This window comes from Aggregicoccus sp. 17bor-14 (genome assembly GCF_009659535.1).
GTDB lineage: Bacteria > Myxococcota > Myxococcia > Myxococcales > Myxococcaceae > Aggregicoccus.
This window is the reverse complement of sequence record NZ_VJZZ01000016.1, coordinates 53111-70312: the sequence shown is the minus strand read 5'-3', so window position 1 is coordinate 70312 and position 17202 is coordinate 53111. Positions and strand designations below refer to the sequence as shown.

General features: G+C 72.0%; 17 protein-coding genes. 6 read left to right on the top strand and 11 right to left on the bottom strand.

Features of this window, described 5'->3' with window-relative positions:
- Window positions 1–80: 80 nt before the first annotated feature.
- On the top strand, window positions 81–1121 hold the full coding sequence (locus tag FGE12_RS25050; RefSeq protein WP_194798251.1) for an aquaporin: 1041 nt from the start codon (window positions 81–83) through the stop codon (window positions 1119–1121).
- A 37-nt stretch (window positions 1122–1158) separates the two neighbouring features.
- A complete protein-coding gene (locus FGE12_RS25045) occupies window positions 1159–1839 on the top strand; it encodes an MgtC/SapB family protein (protein ID WP_153869127.1) in 681 nt (226 codons plus the stop codon).
- A gap of 41 nt (window positions 1840–1880) precedes the next feature.
- On the opposite strand, the gene ccoG is transcribed toward FGE12_RS25045, so the two are convergent.
- The 6 genes from ccoG to FGE12_RS25015 are packed head-to-tail and all read right to left on the bottom strand — an operon-like array spanning window position 1881 to window position 8978.
- Complete coding sequence (gene ccoG, locus FGE12_RS25040) at window positions 1881–3278, bottom strand: cytochrome c oxidase accessory protein CcoG (RefSeq protein WP_194798250.1); 1398 nt, start codon at window positions 3276–3278, stop codon at window positions 1881–1883.
- On the bottom strand, window positions 3275–3844 hold the full coding sequence (locus FGE12_RS25035; protein WP_153869126.1) for a cbb3-type cytochrome c oxidase N-terminal domain-containing protein: 570 nt from the start codon (window positions 3842–3844) through the stop codon (window positions 3275–3277). Before FGE12_RS25035 ends, ccoG begins: the two co-directional genes overlap by 4 nt.
- Window positions 3834–4028, bottom strand: a complete 195-nt coding sequence (locus FGE12_RS25030) for a CcoQ/FixQ family Cbb3-type cytochrome c oxidase assembly chaperone (RefSeq protein ID WP_153869125.1) — start codon at window positions 4026–4028, stop codon at window positions 3834–3836. The genes FGE12_RS25035 and FGE12_RS25030 overlap by 11 nt, the downstream gene beginning before the upstream one ends.
- The gene (gene ccoN, locus FGE12_RS25025; protein ID WP_194798249.1) at window positions 4028–6394 is read right to left on the bottom strand and encodes a cytochrome-c oxidase, cbb3-type subunit I; all 2367 of its coding nucleotides are present in this window, start codon (window positions 6392–6394) and stop codon (window positions 4028–4030) included. The genes FGE12_RS25030 and ccoN overlap by 1 nt, the downstream gene beginning before the upstream one ends.
- A complete protein-coding gene (locus FGE12_RS25020) occupies window positions 6391–6579 on the bottom strand; it encodes a cytochrome oxidase (RefSeq protein WP_153869124.1) in 189 nt (62 codons plus the stop codon). The genes ccoN and FGE12_RS25020 overlap by 4 nt, the downstream gene beginning before the upstream one ends.
- On the bottom strand, window positions 6576–8978 hold the full coding sequence (locus tag FGE12_RS25015) for a heavy metal translocating P-type ATPase (protein WP_153869123.1): 2403 nt from the start codon (window positions 8976–8978) through the stop codon (window positions 6576–6578). Before FGE12_RS25015 ends, FGE12_RS25020 begins: the two co-directional genes overlap by 4 nt.
- A 49-nt stretch (window positions 8979–9027) precedes the next feature.
- Here FGE12_RS25015 and FGE12_RS25010 point away from each other — a divergent pair, with 49 nt between their 5' ends.
- The gene (locus tag FGE12_RS25010) at window positions 9028–9705 is read left to right on the top strand and encodes a sulfite exporter TauE/SafE family protein (RefSeq protein ID WP_228531080.1); all 678 of its coding nucleotides are present in this window, start codon (window positions 9028–9030) and stop codon (window positions 9703–9705) included.
- Between the two features lie 34 nt (window positions 9706–9739).
- Here FGE12_RS25010 and FGE12_RS25005 read toward each other — a convergent pair whose 3' ends face one another.
- Entirely contained in the window at window positions 9740–10195 is a 456-nt protein-coding gene (locus FGE12_RS25005; RefSeq protein ID WP_153869121.1) for a hypothetical protein, read from the bottom strand.
- 280 nt (window positions 10196–10475) lie between these two features.
- Between FGE12_RS25005 and FGE12_RS25000 the strand changes: the two genes are divergently transcribed.
- The 3 genes from FGE12_RS25000 (at window position 10476) to FGE12_RS24990 (ending at window position 13716) form a co-directional block, all read left to right on the top strand.
- Window positions 10476–11444: a 2Fe-2S iron-sulfur cluster-binding protein gene (locus tag FGE12_RS25000; protein ID WP_370459139.1), complete on the top strand. Its 969-nt coding sequence runs from the start codon at window positions 10476–10478 to the stop codon at window positions 11442–11444.
- A 48-nt stretch (window positions 11445–11492) separates the two neighbouring features.
- Window positions 11493–12965 (top strand): HAD-IG family 5'-nucleotidase, encoded by a 1473-nt coding sequence (locus FGE12_RS24995; protein WP_153869119.1) that lies wholly within the window; start codon window positions 11493–11495, stop codon window positions 12963–12965.
- 109 nt (window positions 12966–13074) lie between these two features.
- On the top strand, window positions 13075–13716 hold the full coding sequence (locus tag FGE12_RS24990; RefSeq protein ID WP_153869118.1) for a hypothetical protein: 642 nt from the start codon (window positions 13075–13077) through the stop codon (window positions 13714–13716).
- A gap of 21 nt (window positions 13717–13737) precedes the next feature.
- On the opposite strand, the gene FGE12_RS24985 is transcribed toward FGE12_RS24990, so the two are convergent.
- From FGE12_RS24985 to FGE12_RS30735, 4 genes are all read right to left on the bottom strand, one after another.
- On the bottom strand, window positions 13738–14847 hold the full coding sequence (locus FGE12_RS24985) for a DUF695 domain-containing protein (protein WP_194798248.1): 1110 nt from the start codon (window positions 14845–14847) through the stop codon (window positions 13738–13740).
- A 110-nt stretch (window positions 14848–14957) separates the two neighbouring features.
- The gene (locus FGE12_RS24980) at window positions 14958–15623 is read right to left on the bottom strand and encodes a hypothetical protein (protein ID WP_153869116.1); all 666 of its coding nucleotides are present in this window, start codon (window positions 15621–15623) and stop codon (window positions 14958–14960) included.
- Window positions 15624–15745: 122 nt separating this feature from the next.
- On the bottom strand, window positions 15746–16714 hold the full coding sequence (locus FGE12_RS24975; protein WP_153869115.1) for a DUF6624 domain-containing protein: 969 nt from the start codon (window positions 16712–16714) through the stop codon (window positions 15746–15748).
- 184 nt (window positions 16715–16898) lie between these two features.
- The gene (locus FGE12_RS30735; RefSeq protein ID WP_255449948.1) at window positions 16899–17024 is read right to left on the bottom strand and encodes a hypothetical protein; all 126 of its coding nucleotides are present in this window, start codon (window positions 17022–17024) and stop codon (window positions 16899–16901) included.
- Between the last annotated feature and the right edge of the window lie 178 nt (window positions 17025–17202).

Here is a 17202-nt window from a genome sequence, read left to right as displayed (position 1 = left end):
TCTCCTCTCCCCCTGGGAGAGGGAAGAGCGCTCGAGCCCCTTCGCGCGAGCCCGCGCGTGACGTAAGGGTGACGCCACGCATGACACCTCCTTCTCGAGACCCCTCCACCCCACTCGCCCGCCGCCTCGTGGTGGAGCTGCTGGGCAAGGCGCTGGTGCTCGCCACGGTGGTGGGCTCGCGCGTGATGGGCGAGCGGCTCTCGGGCGGCGTGGTGGGGCTCACCTTCCTCGTCAACAGCCTGGCCACGGCGTCGGTCACCGTGGCGCTGCTGCTCGCGTTCGCCCCCGTGGCGAGCGCGCAGCTCAACCCGGCCGTCACCTTCGGGGCGCTGCTGCGCGGGCGGCTCACGCTGCGCGAGGCGGCGCTGCGGGTGCTCGCGCAGCTGGCCGGCGCCTTCCTCGGCGTGGGGGCCACGCTGCTCATCTTCGGCCACCCGGTGTTCAGCTGGAGCAACCCGCCGCGCGCGACGGTGGCGGAGGTGACGGGGGAGTTCCTCTCCACCTTCGGCCTCCTGTGCATCGTGGCGGGCGGGGCGCGGCTGCGCGCGGGCGTGTCCTCCTTCGCGGTGGGCGCCTACCTCGCGGCGCTCTACTGGTTCACCGAGTCCACCTCGTTCGCGAACCCCGCGGTGACGGTGGCCAAGGGGCTCACCGCCACCTCCTCGAGCATCCACCCGGCGGACATCTCGCTCATCCTCTCCGCGCAGCTGCTGGGCGCGGCCTGCTGCGCACTGCTGTTCCGCTGGCTGCTGCCCGCGCGCGGTGCGGAGCCGCGCCGGGGCCCGGCGCGGCTCGTCTTCGCCTGCACCGAGGGCGGCGCGCTCGCGCGGCTCGCGGTGGAGGCGGTGGAGCGCTTCGCGGACGCGGCAGCCGTGCGCGCGGTGGCGGCCGAGGGAGAGCCGCTCCCGGACGAGGCGCTGCTCGCGGAGGCGGACCTTCTGGTGACGCTGGGCCCCGCGGACCTGTGGCGCGCGCTCACGGACGCCGAACGCGTGCACTGGGAGCTGCCACTGCTCACGGGCCTCTCCCCCGAGGCGGCCCAGCAGGTGCGCGAGGAAGTGCGCGTGCGGGTGCGCCTGCTCCTGCGGGGCCTCGGGCTGGAGCGCGTGCGGGCGGTGTAGGCGTGCAAGTGGGAGCGCTTGGCGGTACTGCTACGCGATGCTCTCCCACCTGGACATGCTGGTGCGCATCTCGGTCGGCGCCGTGCTCGGCGCGGCGATCGGCTACGAGCGCAACCGGCACCGCCGCCCCGTCGGCCTGCGCACGCACCTGCTCGTCTCGATGGCCTCGGCCACCTTCATGGTCATCTCCTCCCAGTTCGCCTTCTTCCAGGGCTTCGGGACGGAGCACCTGGTGGAGGTGGACGCCTCGCGCATCGCGGCCTCGGTGGTCAGCGCGGTGGGCTTCCTCGCGGGCGGCGCCATCCTGCGCACGGGGGCCACGGTGCAGGGGCTCACCACGGCGGCCGGCCTGTGGCTGGTGACGGCGATCGGCCTCTCCTCGGGCGCGGGCATGTACCCGGAGGCCTGCTTCGTCACCCTGCTCGGCCTCATCGCACTCACCTTCCTGCGCCGCTTCGAGGACAAGAACGACGCGCTCATCCGTCGGCGCGTGGCGCTGGTGCTCACCGCGGGCACCGGCATCCACGCGGTGACCGAGATGCTGCGTGCGCTCGGCGTGCGGGTGCTGGACGTGGAGTACGAGCGCCACTTCTCCGGCGAGCGCCACACCACGCTGAACCTGGACGCGCAGATTCCGGCCTCCGTCACGCCGGACAAGCTGGTGGAGGGGCTGGAGACCACCTCCGGCGTGGTCTCCGTGCACGTGCGCAGCGCGTGAGTGTCGCCTCTCCCCATGGGAGAGGGGACACTCCGCCCTCGCTAGTACGACGGCCCGAGGAAGCGCGCCTGGATGCTGCGCACCTCCTTCGCCTCCACGTCCTCGACCTCGAGCGTGAAGCCGAAGGGGCCCACGTAGTCGTCCTTCGCGGACGTCACGAAGAGCGGCAGCCGGAAGCCCTCGAGCGAGGCAAGCTTCACCTCCGCCTGGGGAAGCAACACCTGCGTCTTGCCCGGCGTGTGCACGCGCACCCGGAAGGTCGCCGCGTCCGGGTGCTTGTTCACCAGGTGCAGCTCGTACTGGTTGCGCACGCTGCCGTCCGTGACGACGTAGGGCGCGCCGCGGAAGCGCAGCAGGTTCGCCTCGAAGGGGCTGCGGCGCAGGAGCCCCATCCCCAGCGCGCTGGCCGACGCGAGCAGCAGCGCCCCGTACACCACGAGCCGCGGCCGCAGCACGCGCCGCCTCTTCCCCGCGAGCCCGTTGAGCGAGTCGTAGCGGATGAGCCCGCGCGGCCGCCCCACCTTGTCCATCACCGCGTCGCACGCGTCCGCGCACAGCGCGCACGCCACGCACTCGAGCTGCAGCCCGTTGCGGATGTCGATGCCCGTGGGGCACGCGGTCACGCACTTGTTGCAGTCCACGCAGTCGCCGAGCACCGGCAGCGCGACCTTCGCGGCCTCACCCACTCCGGGCCTGCGCAGGTGCCCGCGCGGCTCGCCGCGGCGCACGTCGTAGCCCACGATGAGCGAGTCGTCGTCCTGCATCGCCGACTGCAGGCGCCCGTAGGGACAGAAGGCCACGCACAGCTGCTCGCGAAACCACACGTAGTTGAAGTGCAGCAGCCCCGTCACGGCGACCGCCCACGCGAAGGGCACCGGGTGCGCCGCGGGGCCCTCACGCACCATCGCGAGCAGCTGCTCGGCGGAGAGGAAGAAGCTCAAGGCCACGTGGCTGATGGCGAGCGAGACGAACAAATACGCCGCGTGTTTCACCCCCGCGCGCCCCACGCGCACTGCCGTCCACGGCGCCTTGGCCATCTTGAGCCGCCGCTCGCGCGGTCCGTCCACCCAGCGCTCGATGGGGCGGTACAGCCCCTCGAGGAACACGGTCTGCGGGCACGCCCACCCGCACCACACGCGCCCCAGCCACGCGGTGGCGAAGAGCAGCGCGAAGCCTGCCGTCGTGGCGAGGAAGAGGACGAGCCAGAAGTCCTGCGCGTTGAACGTGGCGCCGAAGAGGTAGAAGCGGCGCGCCGTCACGTCCAGGTACACCGCGGGGTGGCCGCCCACGCGCAAGAGCGGCAGCAGCAGGTAGAAGGCCATCAGCCCGGCGAAGAGCGCGCGCCTGCGGGTGAGGAAGCGCCCCTTCACGTCCGAGGGATGGATGGCCTCGCGGCGCCCGTCGGTGCGCAGCGAGGCGGAGCTCGGTGCAGGCGTCACGACTCGGGCTCACCCTGCGGCGCCTTGCCGGCCACCTCCTTGCCCTTGAGCGTGAGCACGTACGCGGCGAGCTGCTTCACGCGCTCTGCGCCCAGGGTGCGCTCCCATGCGGGCATGCCCTTCTCCACCACGCCGCCGGAGATGGTGTGGTGGATGTCCGTCGGCTTGCCGCCGTGCAGCCAGAACTTGTCCGTGAGGTTCGGTCCGATGAGCCCCTCGCCGCTCGCGCCGTGGCAGGCGGCGCAGGTGGACTGGAACGCGGCCTGCCCCGCCGCCGTCACCTTCGCGTCGTGCGAGAGCTTCACCAGCATGTCATCGGTGAGCGGGCCCTTCGCCGCCTCGGCCTGCAGCTTCGCGAGCTGCACGAGGTCCGCCTTCAGCGCCTCGCGCGGGTACACGCCCGCACCGAAGGTCTCGTAGTAGAGCCAGTAGCCCAGCCCGAACACGAGCGTGCCCCAGAGGATGGCGAGCCACCAGTTGGGCAGCCGGTTGTCCTGCTCCTCGATGCCATCGTAGACGTGGATGACACCGCTCTCGCTGCTCGCGTGCTTCGCGTCACTGCTCATGGCTGGAGGCTCCAGAAGAGGGGGGCGTGTCGCTCAGGGGCAGGGCCGCGAGCGCGTCGAAGTCACTGGGGCGGCGCAGGCCGTACACCCACGCCACCACGCCGAAGAAGACGGCGAGGAAGAGCAGCAGGCTGAAGAGCGGCAGGTGCACGTGCTCCATGCCTGCGTAGAAGGTCTTCCACATCAGGGCTGCCCTCCGCTCACCGAGGCGCTGGGCTGCTGCTCCGGTGCGTCCTGCTTCAGGTCCTCGGGGACGAACTGCGGCCCGCGCCCGATGCGCTGCAGGTAGGAGATGATGGCCACCATCTCCGAGTCCCAGGCCACCTCCACGCCCTGCTTCTCCAGGTCCGCGGCGATGCCCTCCGCCTGCTCCTGCTGATCCTGCAGCGCGAAGTCCACGTCCTCGTTCGTGTAGGGGACGCCCAGCTTCTGCATCAGCGCGAGCTTCTGCGGGGCGAGCTTCACATCCAGCGTGTTCTCGGCGAGCCACGCGAAGCTGGGCATGTTGGAGCCGGGGCTCGTCGCGCGCGGATCCATCAGGTGCGTGTAGTGCCAGAGGTTCGGGTACTTGCCGCCCACGCGCGCGAGGTCCGGCCCCGTGCGCTTGCTGCCCCACTGGAAGGGGTGGTCGTAGATGCTCTCCTCGGCGCGGCTCGCCTCGCCGTAGCGCTGCACCTCCGCGAGCATCGGGCGGATCATCTGCGAGTGGCAGGTGTAGCAACCCTCGCGCACGTACAGGTCACGCCCCTGCAGCTCGAGCGCGCTGTAGGGCTTCTGCGCGGTGGGAGAGTTGCTCGCCCCGTGCTTGCCCAGCACCGTGGGCAGGAGCTCCGCGACGCCACCCACCAGCACCGCGATGAGGGTGAAGGCGGTGAAGGCGAGCGGGCGGCCCTCCACGAGCGCGAACCAGCTCGGCGTGCCACGCGCGCGGGCCCGGCGAGCCCAGAAGGCCGCGCCGGTGCCCAGCGCGAGGATGAGCGCGAGCAGCACCGCCGCGGTCGCCGGCTTCGCCCAGCCGAGGAACACCGCCACCGCGATGATGGCGAGCGCGAAGACGAGCGGGTAGCCGGTGAGGATGCTGCCCCAGCCGGGCTCGGCCGCCTCCTCCTTCGCCTCCACCACCACCAGCACCTCGCCGTTCACGGGGTGCCCCGAGCGCGCGGTCTTCCAGAGGTTCCACGTCATCACGAAGAAGCCGACGAGGTAGAGCCCGCCGCCCACCACGCGCAGGACGTACATGGGCCAGATGGCCAGCAGCGTCTCCACGAAGCTCGGGTACATCAGCGTGCCGTCGGGGTTGGTCGCGCGCCAGAGCAGGCCCTGGTTCACGCCGCTCACCCACATGGCGACCACGTAGAGGAGGATGCCCACGGTGGCCATCCAGAAGTGCGCGTCCGCCGCGCGCTTGCTGTACAGCTTCGTCCCGTAGAGCCGGGGCATCAGCCAGTAGAACATGCCCGCGGCCATCAGCCCGTTCCACCCCAGCGCGCCCGCGTGCACGTGGCCGATGATCCAGTCGGTGTAGTGCGCGAGGCTGCTCACGCTCTTGATGCTGAGCAGCGGCCCCTCGAAGGTCGCCATGCCGTAGAAGGTGAGCGCGGCGATGAAGAACTTGAGGACCGGGTCCTCGCGCAGCTTGTGCCACGCGCCGCGCAGGGTGAGCACGCCGTTGAGCATGCCGCCCCAGCTCGGCGCCCACAGCGCCACGCTGAACACCATGCCGAGCGACTGCGCCCAGTCCGGCAGCGCCGTGTAGAGCAGGTGGTGCGGCCCCGCCCAGATGTACATGAACACCAGGGCCCAGAAGTGGATGATGGAGAGCCGGTACGAGTACACCGGCCGCTCCGCCGCCTTGGGCAGGTAGTAGTACATGATGCCCAGGATGGGCGTGGTCAGGAAGAAGGCGACGGCGTTGTGGCCGTACCACCACTGCACCAGCGCGTCCTGCACCCCGCTGAAGACCGAGTAGCTCTTGAGGGGGCTCAGGGGCAGCGCGAGGCTGTTCACGATGTGCAGCACCGCCACCGTGACGATGGTCGCGATGTAGAACCAGATGGCGACGTAGAGGTTCTTCTCGTTGCGCTTCGCCAGGGTCCAGAAGAAGTTGATCGCGAAGACGACCCACACGAGCGTGATGGCGATGTCGATGGGCCACTCCAGCTCCGCGTACTCCTTGGAGGTGGTGATGCCCAGGGGCAGCGTGATGGCGGCCGCGACGATGATGGCCTGCCAGCCCCAGAAGTGGATGCGGCTGAGCAGGTCGCTCGCCATGCGCGCTTTGAGCAGGCGCTGGGTGGAGTAGTAGACCCCGGCGAACATCATGTTGCCCACGAACGCGAAGATGACCGCGTTGGTGTGCAGCGGGCGCAGCCGGCTGAAGGTCAGCCAGGGCGTGCCGAAGTTGAGCTTCCACCACGCGAGCTGCGCGGCGCAGAGCAGGCCCACCAGCATGCCGACGATGCCGAAGAGCATGGCGGCGGCGATGAACCAGCGCGTGGGGGCGTCGTCGTAGACGATGCGCTGTTGCTGAGCGGAGGCTGCGTGGCTCACGAGAGGGGCTCCTTCGATTCGGCGGGGGCAGCGGGAGAGGCGGCGGGGTGCTCGTCCTCGAGCGGGATGAGGCTGAGGCGGTCCGCGTGCTCGTGGTCGCGCTGGCGCACGCTCACGAGGAAGAGCAGCACGCTGCTGCCGACCAGCATCAGGCTGACGAAGACCTGCAGGATGACGACGCTCATGCCCGCGCCTCTTGCAGCCCCTGCGCCAGCGAGGGCGTAGGGCGCGCGCGCTCGGGTGCGAGGCTGTAGGCGGTGAGCAGCAGCAGGCTGAGCGAGCTGAGCGGCATGGCCACCGCCGCTCGGAGCGGCGTCATCAGCCCCGCGAGGCAGGTGGCGATGGCGAGCACGTTGTAGGCGAGCGCGAGGGCCAGCGTGCGCCGCACCACCGCGCGTAATTTGCGCGAGAGGGCCAAAGCCTCGCGCAGCGGCGCAAGTCCTTCGCCGAGGAGGAAGAAGTCCGCCTTGCCCGGCATGACGGGGCGGTCGATGGCGGGGGTGCCCGCGCACAGGGCGGCCTCGAAGGCGAGGCTGTCGTTCACGCCATCGCCCAGGTACAGCGTGTCCTGGCGGTCGATGCGGCGCACCGCCGCGGCCTTGTCCTCGGGGCGCTGGCCGCCCAATGCATGCTCGGCCGGGACGCCCAGTGCGAGCGCCATCGCGCCCACCCGCTCGGGGGCATCCCCGGAGATGAGCCACACGCCCAGGCCTTCACTCTGCAGCGCGGCCACCTCGCGCCGCGCGTCCGCCCGCACCGCCTCGCGAAGGGAGAACACCGCGACGACCTGGCCGTTGAAGGTGAGCACTGTCCCCTCTCCCCCTGGGAGAGGGTCGGGGTGAGGGATGTGCGCCGTGCACCAGCCTCGCTTCCCCAGCCGCCACGCCCCCATCTCCAGTCCACATCCGGCCACCTCCACCACGCGCGCGCCCGCGGAGTACCGCGCCCCCACCCGAGACAGCGCCGCCGCCAGACACCGGCTCACCGGATGGTTGCTGCGGCTCACCATGTCGAAGGCCGCGTCACGGGCCTCGTGTGACAGTGCCTCCACGCACCGCGGGTCCACCAACTCCAGCCGCCCGAGCGTGAGCGTCCCCGTCTTGTCGAAGAGCACGCTGCGCACGCGGGGAAGCCGGTCGAGCAGGTCCGCGCGCCGCGAGAACAGCCCGATGCGCCGCAGCCGCGCCTGCGCGAGCTCGTACGCGAGCGGCACCGCGAGCCCGAGCGCACACGGGCAGGTGACCACGAGCAGCGCGACGGCCACCTCCAGCGCGCGCTGCGGCCCCGAGGGCCACCACAGCGCGAGGCCCGCGGCGGCAATCCCCAGCACCGCCACCGCCCAGCCGCGCGAGAGCGCATTCCAGAAGCGCGCGTGCAGCGGCACGCCGCCGGAGCCCTCGGGCGCCTGGCGCAGCAGGGCCACGAGCGGCGAGTCCGCGAAGTCACTCAGCGCGCGCACCCGCACCGCGGAGCCCGAGCCATTGAAGGCCCCCGCCGGCACGCGCTCACCCTGCGAGAGCTGCCTCGCCGCACTCTCCCCCGTAATCCAGTCGGTGCTGAAGCGGGCCGCCTCCTCGAGCAGCTCCGCGTCCACCGGGACCAGGTCTCCGGGCGCCACCACCATCACGTCGCCCTCGCGCACCTGCGGGGCACGCACGGTGGCGAGCGCGGCCCCCTCCTCGCGGCGCACCACGAGGCCGTCCGCGCCGTCGTCCTCGAGGAGGAAGCGGCGGTTGCGCTCGATGACCCGCTGCTGCAGCCAGCGGCCCACGAGCATCAGGGTGACGAAGGTGTTGAGCGTGTCGAAGTACGCGAGGTCTCCGCGTCCGTCGCGCACCTTCAACAGGCTCGTCGCGTACACGAGCAGGATGCCCACCGCGATGGGCAGGTCCAGGTGCAGCACGCCGCGTCGCACGCCCTGCACTGCGGTGCGCAGGAAGGGCCAGCCGCCCACCAGCACCACCGCGGTGGAGAGCAGCACGGAGAGCCGCGTGAAGAGCGCGAACAGGTCCCCCTCCGCCGGGGAGAGCCCCAGGTAGAAGGCGACCGAGAACATCATCACGTTCATGGTGAGGGCCGCGCACACGCCGAGGCGCACGGGCAGGTCCCGGCTCGCGGCGCCGGGGCGCTTGCGCGGCGGGCCGAAGAGGTAGCCGAAGCGCTCCACGCTGGTGAGGTAGGCGCCCACGTCGAAGCGGCCCTGCGCCCAACGCAGCCGCAGCGTGCCCAGCGCCGGATTCACCGTGAGCGAGGCGCCTCCGCCCTGGCGGCGGAACAGCTCCTCCATCAGCCACACGCACGCGGCGCAGTGCAGGCCCTGCACGTCCAACTGCAGCGCGCACAGGGAGCCCGCGCCGTCGGCCTCGGCGCGCGCGAGCAGCGGCTCGAGCCAGGCGCGGCTGCGCTGGGTGGGCACCTCGAGCGCGGGCGCGCCCTGCCCTCCGGCGAGCGCGTAGTAGCGCGTGAGCCCCTGCTCCTGCAGCAGGCCGTACACGGACTCACAGCCGGCGCAGCAGAAGCGCGCGGGGACGACGCCCTCGGGCACGGGGCTTCCACAGTGGAGACAGGGGGCGGGTGCGTGCATGTGGAGGGGGCCCACTGCGAACGGCATGCCCATTGCGAGAGAGCCCCGCATGGACCCACTCCTCTCCTCTCCCGTGCTCGCGGGCGCTGCCGGTGCGCTCATGGTGGGCGTGACGGGCAGCGTGCACTGCCTCCTCATGTGCGGACCGCTCGCCTGCGCGAGCCTTCCCACGGTGCAGCGCGCGGGGCGCACGAGGGCGATGGCCGCCTACCAGGCAGGGCGCGTGCTCGCGTACGCCTCGATGGGGGCGCTGCTGGGCGCGCTGGGAGGAGGCGTCACGCGGGCGCTCGCGGTGAGCACCCGCCCCTACCTGCCCTGGCTCATGGCGGCGGCGCTGGTGGCGAGCGCGCTGGAGCTGGGCAAGCGGCTGCGGCCCCTTCCCAGGCTCTCGCGGCTCGCGAGCGGGCTCGCGCGGGTGGGCGCAAAGTTTTCGCCGGCGCTGCGGGCCGGTGCAATGGGTGCGCTCACCCCGCTGCTGCCCTGCGGGCTGCTGTACGGCGTGTACCTCGCGGCGCTCGCGGCGGGCAGCGTGGGGGGCGGGGCGCTGGTGATGGGGGCCTTCGCGCTCGGGGGGCTCCCGGCGCTGCTCGGGGCGCAGCTGCAGGCGGGCCTGTGGCAGCGCGGAGGGCCGAAGCTCGCGGGCTTCGTCCTCAGGCGCGCGGTGCCGCTGCTCGCGGCGGTAGTGCTCGTGGTGCGCGCCGTCGTCACAAAGGGCCGCTGCCACTAGTCTTCCCTCTCCCCCTGGGAGAGGGGACATTTCCTCAATGCGCCGTGAGCGGCTCGAGGCTCTCCCACTGCACGCTGGGCTGCACGCGCGGCGTCACGCGCAGCAGCCCGGCATCGGGCGGCTCGCGGGAGAGCTGCGCGAACAGCGCCTCGGCGCGCGGTATCTCCTCGGGCTGCGCGACGCCCACGCGCGGGCGCACGATGAGGTCGATGAGCTGGCAGCCCTCCTCGGCGTGGCCGCGAAAGCGGCCCAATGCGCTGCTCTGGTAGGAGAGGGGCCGCAGCCCGTCCCGGTCCGCGAGCGCGAGGAAGCGCAGCATCACGCCCAGCTCCACCGCGCCGATGAGCAGCTCCTCGGGGCGCCACTGGCCGCCGCCGTTCCCGAGCCCCGTGCTGAGGCACGGCGCGTCGTCTCCGTTGAGCAGCGCGGCCCTTCCGCCCTGCCACTGCACCCACGTCTCCACTGCGTCCGCGGTCGCCCTCTCGCTCATGGTGCGCCTGTCACCTGTGTCTGGCCCGGGTTCAGGACCACTGTGCCTTGCCCACCCGCGCGCCGCAGCCTGCACGCGCGACCAGCATGCGGTGCGCGGGCCTCGTCCGGCCGGTGTGCAGGCGGCCAGGCTCCCGCGTGCCCCCGGGTCGTGTGGGAGTGTCGCGCCCGCTCCACGGATGCACGGCGCCGGACCCACTCACCGGTACGCAGGTGCAACCGCATCCTTCCCTGACCACCTGGCGTGCCTGCGTGCACGCCTTCGCCAGGAGGGGCATGCCGTGCTCTCGGACACACTTCGCCTGCGGGTCAGCCGCATCGAGTCGGAGACGGAGGACATCCGCACCTACGAGCTGGTGCCGCCTCCCACTGCACGCCTTCCGCCCTTCGAGGCCGGGGCGCACCTGGAGGTGCGCGTGCCCGGTGGCCCCTTGCGCCAGTACTCGCTGTGCAACGACCCGCAGGAGACGCACCGCTACGTCATCGCGGTGCAGCGCGAGCACCACGGCCGCGGCGGCTCGCGCGCGATGCACGAGCGGGTGCAGGTGGACGACACGCTGCTCACCAGCCTCCCGCGCAACCAGTTCCCGCTGGTGCCCGCGCCCTTCACGCTGCTGGTCGCGGGAGGCATCGGCATCACGCCGCTGCTCGCCATGGCGGAGCAGCTCGCGCGCACCGGCGCCCCCTTCGCGCTGCACTACTGCACGCGCAGCCCCGCGCGCACGGCCTTCCGCGTGCGCCTGAGCGAGCCGCGCTTCCGCGGCCGGGTGCACCTGCACCACGACGGCGGAGACCCTGCACGCGGGCTGGACGTGCGCGCGCTGCTCGCCGAGCGCCCCGGCGGCGCGCACCTGTACTGCTGCGGCCCCGCGCCGCTGATGGGCGCCGTGCGCGACGCGGCGGAGGTGGGCGGCTGGCCGCAGGAGACGGTGCACTTCGAGGCGTTCACGGCGGAGGGCACGAACGTGCTCACCCAGCGCCCCGGGGACGGCACCTTCGAGGTGGCGCTCAAGCGCAGCAACCGCGTGCTCCACGTGCCGCCGGGGATGAGCATCCTCAACGTGCTGCGCACCCACGGCGTGCAGGTGCCCAGCGACTGCGAGTCGGGCAGCTGCGGCACCTGCCTCACGGGGCTGCTGGGCGGCGAGCCGGACCACCGGGACTGCTTCCTGGAGGCAGGGCAACGTTCTCGCAACATCCTGGTGTGCGTGAGCCGGGCGCGCTCGCGCCGCCTGGAGCTGGACCTGTAGCCGCACGAGGGCGTGGACAGGGCGCGCGGGAATGGGCAGGTAGAGCCCATGACTCTCCCGAGCGCACCTCCGCCCGAGCGCGGCCTCTTCTGCAACCGCACCCTCAACATGCGGGCCATCAAGGCCGTGGGCTACGACATGGACTACACGCTCATCCACTACCGGGTGGAGGCGTGGGAGCAGCGCGCGTACGAGCACATGCGCGAGCAGCTCGTGGCCAAGGGCTGGCCCGTGGGGCATCTGCAGTTCGACCCGGGGCTCGCGATGCGCGGGCTCATCATCGACACGCTCAAGGGCAACCTGCTCAAGGCGAACCGCTTCGGCTTCGTGAAGCGCGCGCTGCACGGGACGAAGCCCCTGGAGTTCGAGCGCCAGCGCACGGAGTACTCGCGCACGCTCATCGACCTCGCGGAGCGGCGCTGGGTGTTCCTCAACACGCTGTTCAGCCTCTCCGAGGGCTGCCTCTACGCGCAGCTGGTGGAGCTGCTGGACGCGGGGAAGCTCCCTGGCAGCCCCATGGGCTACGCGGACCTCTACGAGCACGTGCGCCGCAGCCTGGACGCCACGCACATGGCGGGGGCGCTGAAGGCGGAGATCGTCGCGGACCCGGACCGCTTCGTGCTGCTGGACCCGGACGTGCCGCTCGCGCTGCTGGACCAGAAGCACGCGGGCAAGAAGCTGCTGCTCATCACCAACAGCGAGTGGGCCTACACCGCGCCGATGATGCGCTACAGCTTCGACCGCTTCCTGCCCAAGGGGATGACCTGGAGGGACCTGTTCGACGTGGTCATCGTGAGCGCGCGCAAGCCGGAGTTCTTCACCACGCGCTCGCCGCTCTTCGAGGTGGCCACGGAGGAGGGGCTCCTGCGCCCGCACCAGGGGCCGCTCAAGAGCGGCGTGCCGTACCTGGGCGGCAGCGCGGTGGAGATCGAGCGCACCCTCGGCCTGAGCGGGGACGAGATCCTCTACGTGGGCGACCACATGTTCGGCGACGTGCACGTGACGAAGAACGTGCTGCGCTGGCGCACGGCGCTGATCGTGCGCGAGCTGGAGGACGAGGTGCGCAGCATCGCGGCCTTCCGCGCGACCGAGCAGCGCATCGCGGAGAAGATGGAGCAGAAGGAGCGGCTGGAGGCGGAGGCCGCGCAGGTGCGGCTCGAGCTGCAGCGGCGCCGCGACCACTACGGCCCGCGCACCGACATCCCCGAGAGCGAGCTGCACGCGCGCGCACTGGCCTTGCGCGCCCAGCTCGAGGCGCTGGACGCGGAGATCGCCCCGCTGGTGCGCGCAGGTGGAGAGCTGAGCAACCCGAGCTGGGGCCTGCTCAGCCGTGCGGGCAACGACAAGAGCCACCTGGCGCGGCAGATCGAGCGCTACGCGGACATCTACACGAGCCGCGTGTCCAACTTCCTCTTCGCGACCCCGTTCGTGTACCTGCGCAGCCCGCGCGGGAGCCTCCCGCACGACCCCACGCTGCCCGGCGGCACGCCCGTGTTCGGCAGCGCCGCCGACAGCCCCTGATGTGTCCTTCCTCTCCCCCTGGGAGAGGGCCAGGGTGAGGGTGCCGGGCGAAGCATGAGTCCCTGTGGCAGAGTCTCCGGAATACCCTTCCCGACCTGAGGACGGCTGAGTGGCACCTCGCTTTCTCGTGCGCGCGTTGGAGCCCGTCATCCGCGCCCTGCTCGCTCACGGTCCGCACGACGCGGTGGACGGGTTCAAGCTCTTCGCCGTCCCAGCCGAGAGCAGACGCTTGGTGAAGGGGCTCGAGCTGCTGCGTGCAGTGGATCCACGCCGTTACCGCCGCGCGCAGCGCTACGCCCATCGGCTCATCGCAGCCCATCGCACGGATTACGACACGGACACGGGAGGGTGCTTTCTCAACAGGGCCAACCTGGACTCCCCCCTGAACGTCGCGGTGGAGGTGCTACGGCTGGGAACCTACGGCCGCTTCGTCGCGGGCAAGGGCGTCGCTTACAAGGGAGCCTGGATCGAGCGGCTGGATCGGATCGCTGCACACGAGAAGTTCCGCTTCCTCTGGCGTCATGCTCAGCGCGAGAGATGGGACGAACCGAGCCGCAGCGCCTGGCTGCGCGAATGGGTCGATTACGAGTCCCGGCTTCTCCTCGAACACCGCGCAGAGAAGCTGGGCACACCGTTCTCGGAGTCAGCCTACGAGCAACGACGTGCAGCGATTCCGCAGACCTTCCTGCGTGCACGCGACCTCATCACGGCTTTCGACACCAGCATCGACAAGTGGCACGGGCGCCACTGAGCGCTGTTCCACCCCGAGACCTCACCACTTGAGCAGCGCCTTCCACTCCGGGTCGTGGTGCCACGTGCGCTGCACCTGCCAGCCCTGCGCGCGCCCGCGCCACGCGGCGAGCTTCCCCTCCGCAGCGCGCTTGTCCGCGACGTAGAAGAGCACCTCGAGCCGCCCGCCGCTCACCACGTGCCCGTAGTGCAGCGCGAGCCCCGCGAGTGACTCCACCAGCGTGTCCTCCAGCGCCTGCGCCGCCTGGTGCTCCTCGGCGGGCGGAATGCCCTGCGCGTCCGCGTTGCGGTACGCGATCGTCACCACGAGCTGGTCCTCGTACGCCAGGTGGTCCAGCCGCTTGAGCGCGAGGTTCAGCGTGGCCATCGCCGCGCGGCCCTGCGGGTTCTTGCCCTGCAGGAAGGAGAAGGTGTCGCGCGGAGCCGCGGCGAGGGCAGCGACGCGGGCCTGCAGCTCGGCGGGCGGGACGAAGGCCTCCGCCGCCTCCTCCACGAGCTGGATGCCGCCCACCCAGCGCTCCACGTCGTCCTCGCCCAGCAGTGCATCCAGTGAGAGGAACGCCACCATGCTGCGCGCCTCGGGCTCCAGCGCGGCGAAGGCGGGGTGCCACACGCGCAGGTTCAGGCGCGCGCGGGCGTCGTCCGGCTCGAGGGCGCAGCGCAGGTCGGCGATCGCCGCGTCCTGTCCCGCGACGTTGAGGGTGAAGGCGGTCGCGCCCGGCGTGGGCGGACGCGCGGGGTGGAAGCGCCAGCCCTGCAGGTCGTGCGGCGCAGCCTGGCACCAGGCCTCGGTCAGCTTGCGCAGCGGGAAGTTCCCCTCGGCCGTGAGCGAGAGGTCGATGACGCCGTCGCGCGCGCGGCCCAGCTCCCAGTGCAGCTCGGGGTGCAGCGCGCTCACCTCCGCGCCGAGCAGCTCCTGCAGCTCGGGGTTCAGGCCCATGCGCACTGCGTGCTCGAAGCGGGGGCGCTCTGCGGAGAACCAGCGCCAGAAGGCCGCGATGCGCTCGGCGACCTCGGGGGCGAGCGGGCGCAGAGGGATGACTGCGCGCGCAGGAGCGGGTGGCGGTGTCGTGCGCTGCGGGCGCAGGCGCTGCGTGAGGCGCTCGAGGGTGGTGCGCAGGAAGGAGGTCATCGGAGCCCTCTGCTCATCGCAGGTGCCGCGAGCGATGCCAAGAGGCGGGCGCGCAGTGTGAAGCGCCCTTCCCTCACCCCGTCCCTCTCCCGGGGGGAGAGGGGACATTGTCACGGCGTGAAGTCAGGGCCGCGCAGGAAGGAGAGCTCCTGGGCGACCTCGAGGTGCGTCGCGGCGCCATCGAGCGTGGCGTTCGGGACCGCTCCAGGGGTGAGGCGCGTGTCCACGGCGTTCTCCCGCCTCGGCAGCTCGAGCACGTGCACACCCGCGGGCAGGGGCTTCTCGAACGTCGCTCGCAGCACCTGGTCGAAGTCCGGCGCGCGTCCCAGCGCATGCACGAGGTAGCCCTCGCGCCCCTCGCCCACCACGAGGTAGCGCAGCTGCGGCAGCGCCGGTGCATCCGCCTTCAGGGGCGCAGCGTGCAGCACGCGCCGCACCCGCACCGTCACGTCCTTCTGCAGCACCGTCCCGCCACCATCGAAGCTGCCGCGGTACAGGGCCGCGTGGAACGTGCGCACCTTGCCGGCCATGAGCTGGCTCAGGTCGAAGCGCTCGGGGTCCAGCGTGTAGAGCCCGCGCGCGAAGTCCGCTGGCAGGCCCTTCCCTGTGAGCTCTACCTGCAGCAGCAGCTGCACGTCGTGCGGCGGGTGGAACATCGGGATGTGGCTCGCGTAGAGCGCGCTGCCCTGGCCGAAGAGCACCATGCCGTGGCTGCCCATCCGCACGGGCGGCGCGGCGTTCAGGGCGAGGACGAGGAGGAGCGGGAGGACGGGCATCGCGTGCGTCTCCGTGACACCAGAGAGGGACGCGGGTCGTTCCCGCACTTCACCCACTCCCCACGAGTGGTCGCGGGTCGGCCCGCGCGCGCCGCGCTTCTACACCGGCGGGCCCGCCGTCGCTAGGGGGTCGGCACCTCCGCCTGAAGCTGCTCGAGCTGCTGCGTGTAGTCGGCGAGCGGCGCGAGTCCCATCGCCGCGCGGCGAGCGTCCACGCCTTCCGGGTCCTCCATCGTGCGCGGCACGGGCAGCCCTTCCGGGCGGTGGAACTGCGTGCCGTAGCGCTGCGGCTTGCCCTCGGCCACCAGCACGCGGTCGGTGAGGTAGGCCACGCTCTTCTTCGCCGCCTCGCCCGAGGCCGCGGCCCCCTCGAGCAGCGCGAGGCACTGCTTCTGGAACGCGAGGTCCCCATCCGCGTGCTGCACCAGCAGCCACGCCGCCTGCGCGCCGCGCTCGCCCACCTGCGAGCGCGTGGGCCAGCCGCCCTTCGTCACCTGCTCCTTCAGCCACTGCGTGTTCTGCTGCTCCACCGCACGCAGGCGCGCCGTGGCCGCCTCGTCCCGGTAGTCGCTCTTCTCCACCGCCGCGCGCGCCACCTGGTCCTCGGCCATGCGCTGCAGCAGCGCATCGCGCAGCGCGGGGTCGCTCGCGAGGGTGAGCTTCGCCTCGTTCTCCGCCACGCGGGCGGCCACGGCCGCGAAGCCCTCCTCCGCGCGCGCAGCCGCGAGGTCCGGGTCCTGCTGCAGGTGCGCCGCGTGCGCGAAGCCCGCGTCCGCCGCGCGCTGCAGCCAGGTGAGCGCCTCGGCCGTCTGGCCCGCGAGCGACGCCGCGCACGCCGCGTTGTACAGCGCCGCGTCCTCGCGCACGCCGAGCTCCCACGCGCGCCGGTACAGCTCCAGAGCCGCCGTGGTGTCGCCCACGCTCGCGCGCCGGTCCGCCTCACCCGCGAGCTTGCGGCCCTCGGCCTCGGGAGCGAGCGCGGCGGGAGGCGGCGCGACGAGGGACGCTGCAGGGGCCTTCGCCGCCTCGCGCCCGCCATGCGCACAGCCCACCAGCGAGAGCGAGACGAGGAGACTGACGACGAGGCGCATGCAGGGAGCTCCCAACGGCGTGGACGTTCACGCCAGTCTCCCTCTCTACCGCGAGCACACCGCACAGAGGAAATGCGCCGGCGTGGGGCTCGCGTGACCCGGCCCCTGCGCATCCTGCTGCAGGGGAAAGTTGCAGCGCACGAGGGGCGCCTACCTCACGCCCACTGTGTGCACCGGCAGCCCATCAGCGCCCCATGTAGTCGAGGCACAGCAGCACCAGCGTGAACACGTGCGTGCTCATCAGCGCCCCCAGCGCCAGCCCCGACACGTCGTGCTGCGCCTTCTTCGCCTGCTCCATCATCTGCGGCATGACGTCCTCCTTCCGCGGTGCAGAGTCGTGCGCCGCGCACACGACAGCAGAGAGCAAGGCGCGGGCCACGCGCGTGCACGCAGCGAAGTGCGCGGAAGTTCGATGGGTCTTCGCGCAGTGCGGGCAGGCGGGCGAAGGAGCTCGTGCGGCGCTCGCGGGATGCGCGCGTCCCACGGGC

Excerpts from the sequence above, each read along its gene's own strand:
- FGE12_RS25050 (WP_194798251.1), top strand. The coding sequence starts at position 81 with ATGACACCTCCTTCTCGAGACCCCTCCACCCCACTCGCCCGCCGCCTC.
- FGE12_RS25045 (WP_153869127.1), top strand. The coding sequence starts at position 1,159 with ATGCTCTCCCACCTGGACATGCTGGTGCGCATCTCGGTCGGCGCCGTG.
- FGE12_RS25035 (WP_153869126.1), bottom strand. The coding sequence starts at position 3,844 with ATGAGCAGTGACGCGAAGCACGCGAGCAGCGAGAGCGGTGTCATCCAC.
- FGE12_RS25030 (WP_153869125.1), bottom strand. The coding sequence starts at position 4,028 with ATGTGGAAGACCTTCTACGCAGGCATGGAGCACGTGCACCTGCCGCTC.
- FGE12_RS25020 (WP_153869124.1), bottom strand. The coding sequence starts at position 6,579 with ATGAGCGTCGTCATCCTGCAGGTCTTCGTCAGCCTGATGCTGGTCGGC.
- FGE12_RS25015 (WP_153869123.1), bottom strand. The coding sequence starts at position 8,978 with ATGCACGCACCCGCCCCCTGTCTCCACTGTGGAAGCCCCGTGCCCGAG.
- FGE12_RS25010 (WP_228531080.1), top strand. The coding sequence starts at position 9,028 with ATGGACCCACTCCTCTCCTCTCCCGTGCTCGCGGGCGCTGCCGGTGCG.
- FGE12_RS25005 (WP_153869121.1), bottom strand. The coding sequence starts at position 10,195 with ATGAGCGAGAGGGCGACCGCGGACGCAGTGGAGACGTGGGTGCAGTGG.
- FGE12_RS24995 (WP_153869119.1), top strand. The coding sequence starts at position 11,493 with ATGACTCTCCCGAGCGCACCTCCGCCCGAGCGCGGCCTCTTCTGCAAC.
- FGE12_RS24985 (WP_194798248.1), bottom strand. The coding sequence starts at position 14,847 with ATGACCTCCTTCCTGCGCACCACCCTCGAGCGCCTCACGCAGCGCCTG.
- FGE12_RS24980 (WP_153869116.1), bottom strand. The coding sequence starts at position 15,623 with ATGCCCGTCCTCCCGCTCCTCCTCGTCCTCGCCCTGAACGCCGCGCCG.
- FGE12_RS24975 (WP_153869115.1), bottom strand. The coding sequence starts at position 16,714 with ATGCGCCTCGTCGTCAGTCTCCTCGTCTCGCTCTCGCTGGTGGGCTGT.
- FGE12_RS30735 (WP_255449948.1), bottom strand. The coding sequence starts at position 17,024 with ATGCCGCAGATGATGGAGCAGGCGAAGAAGGCGCAGCACGACGTGTCG.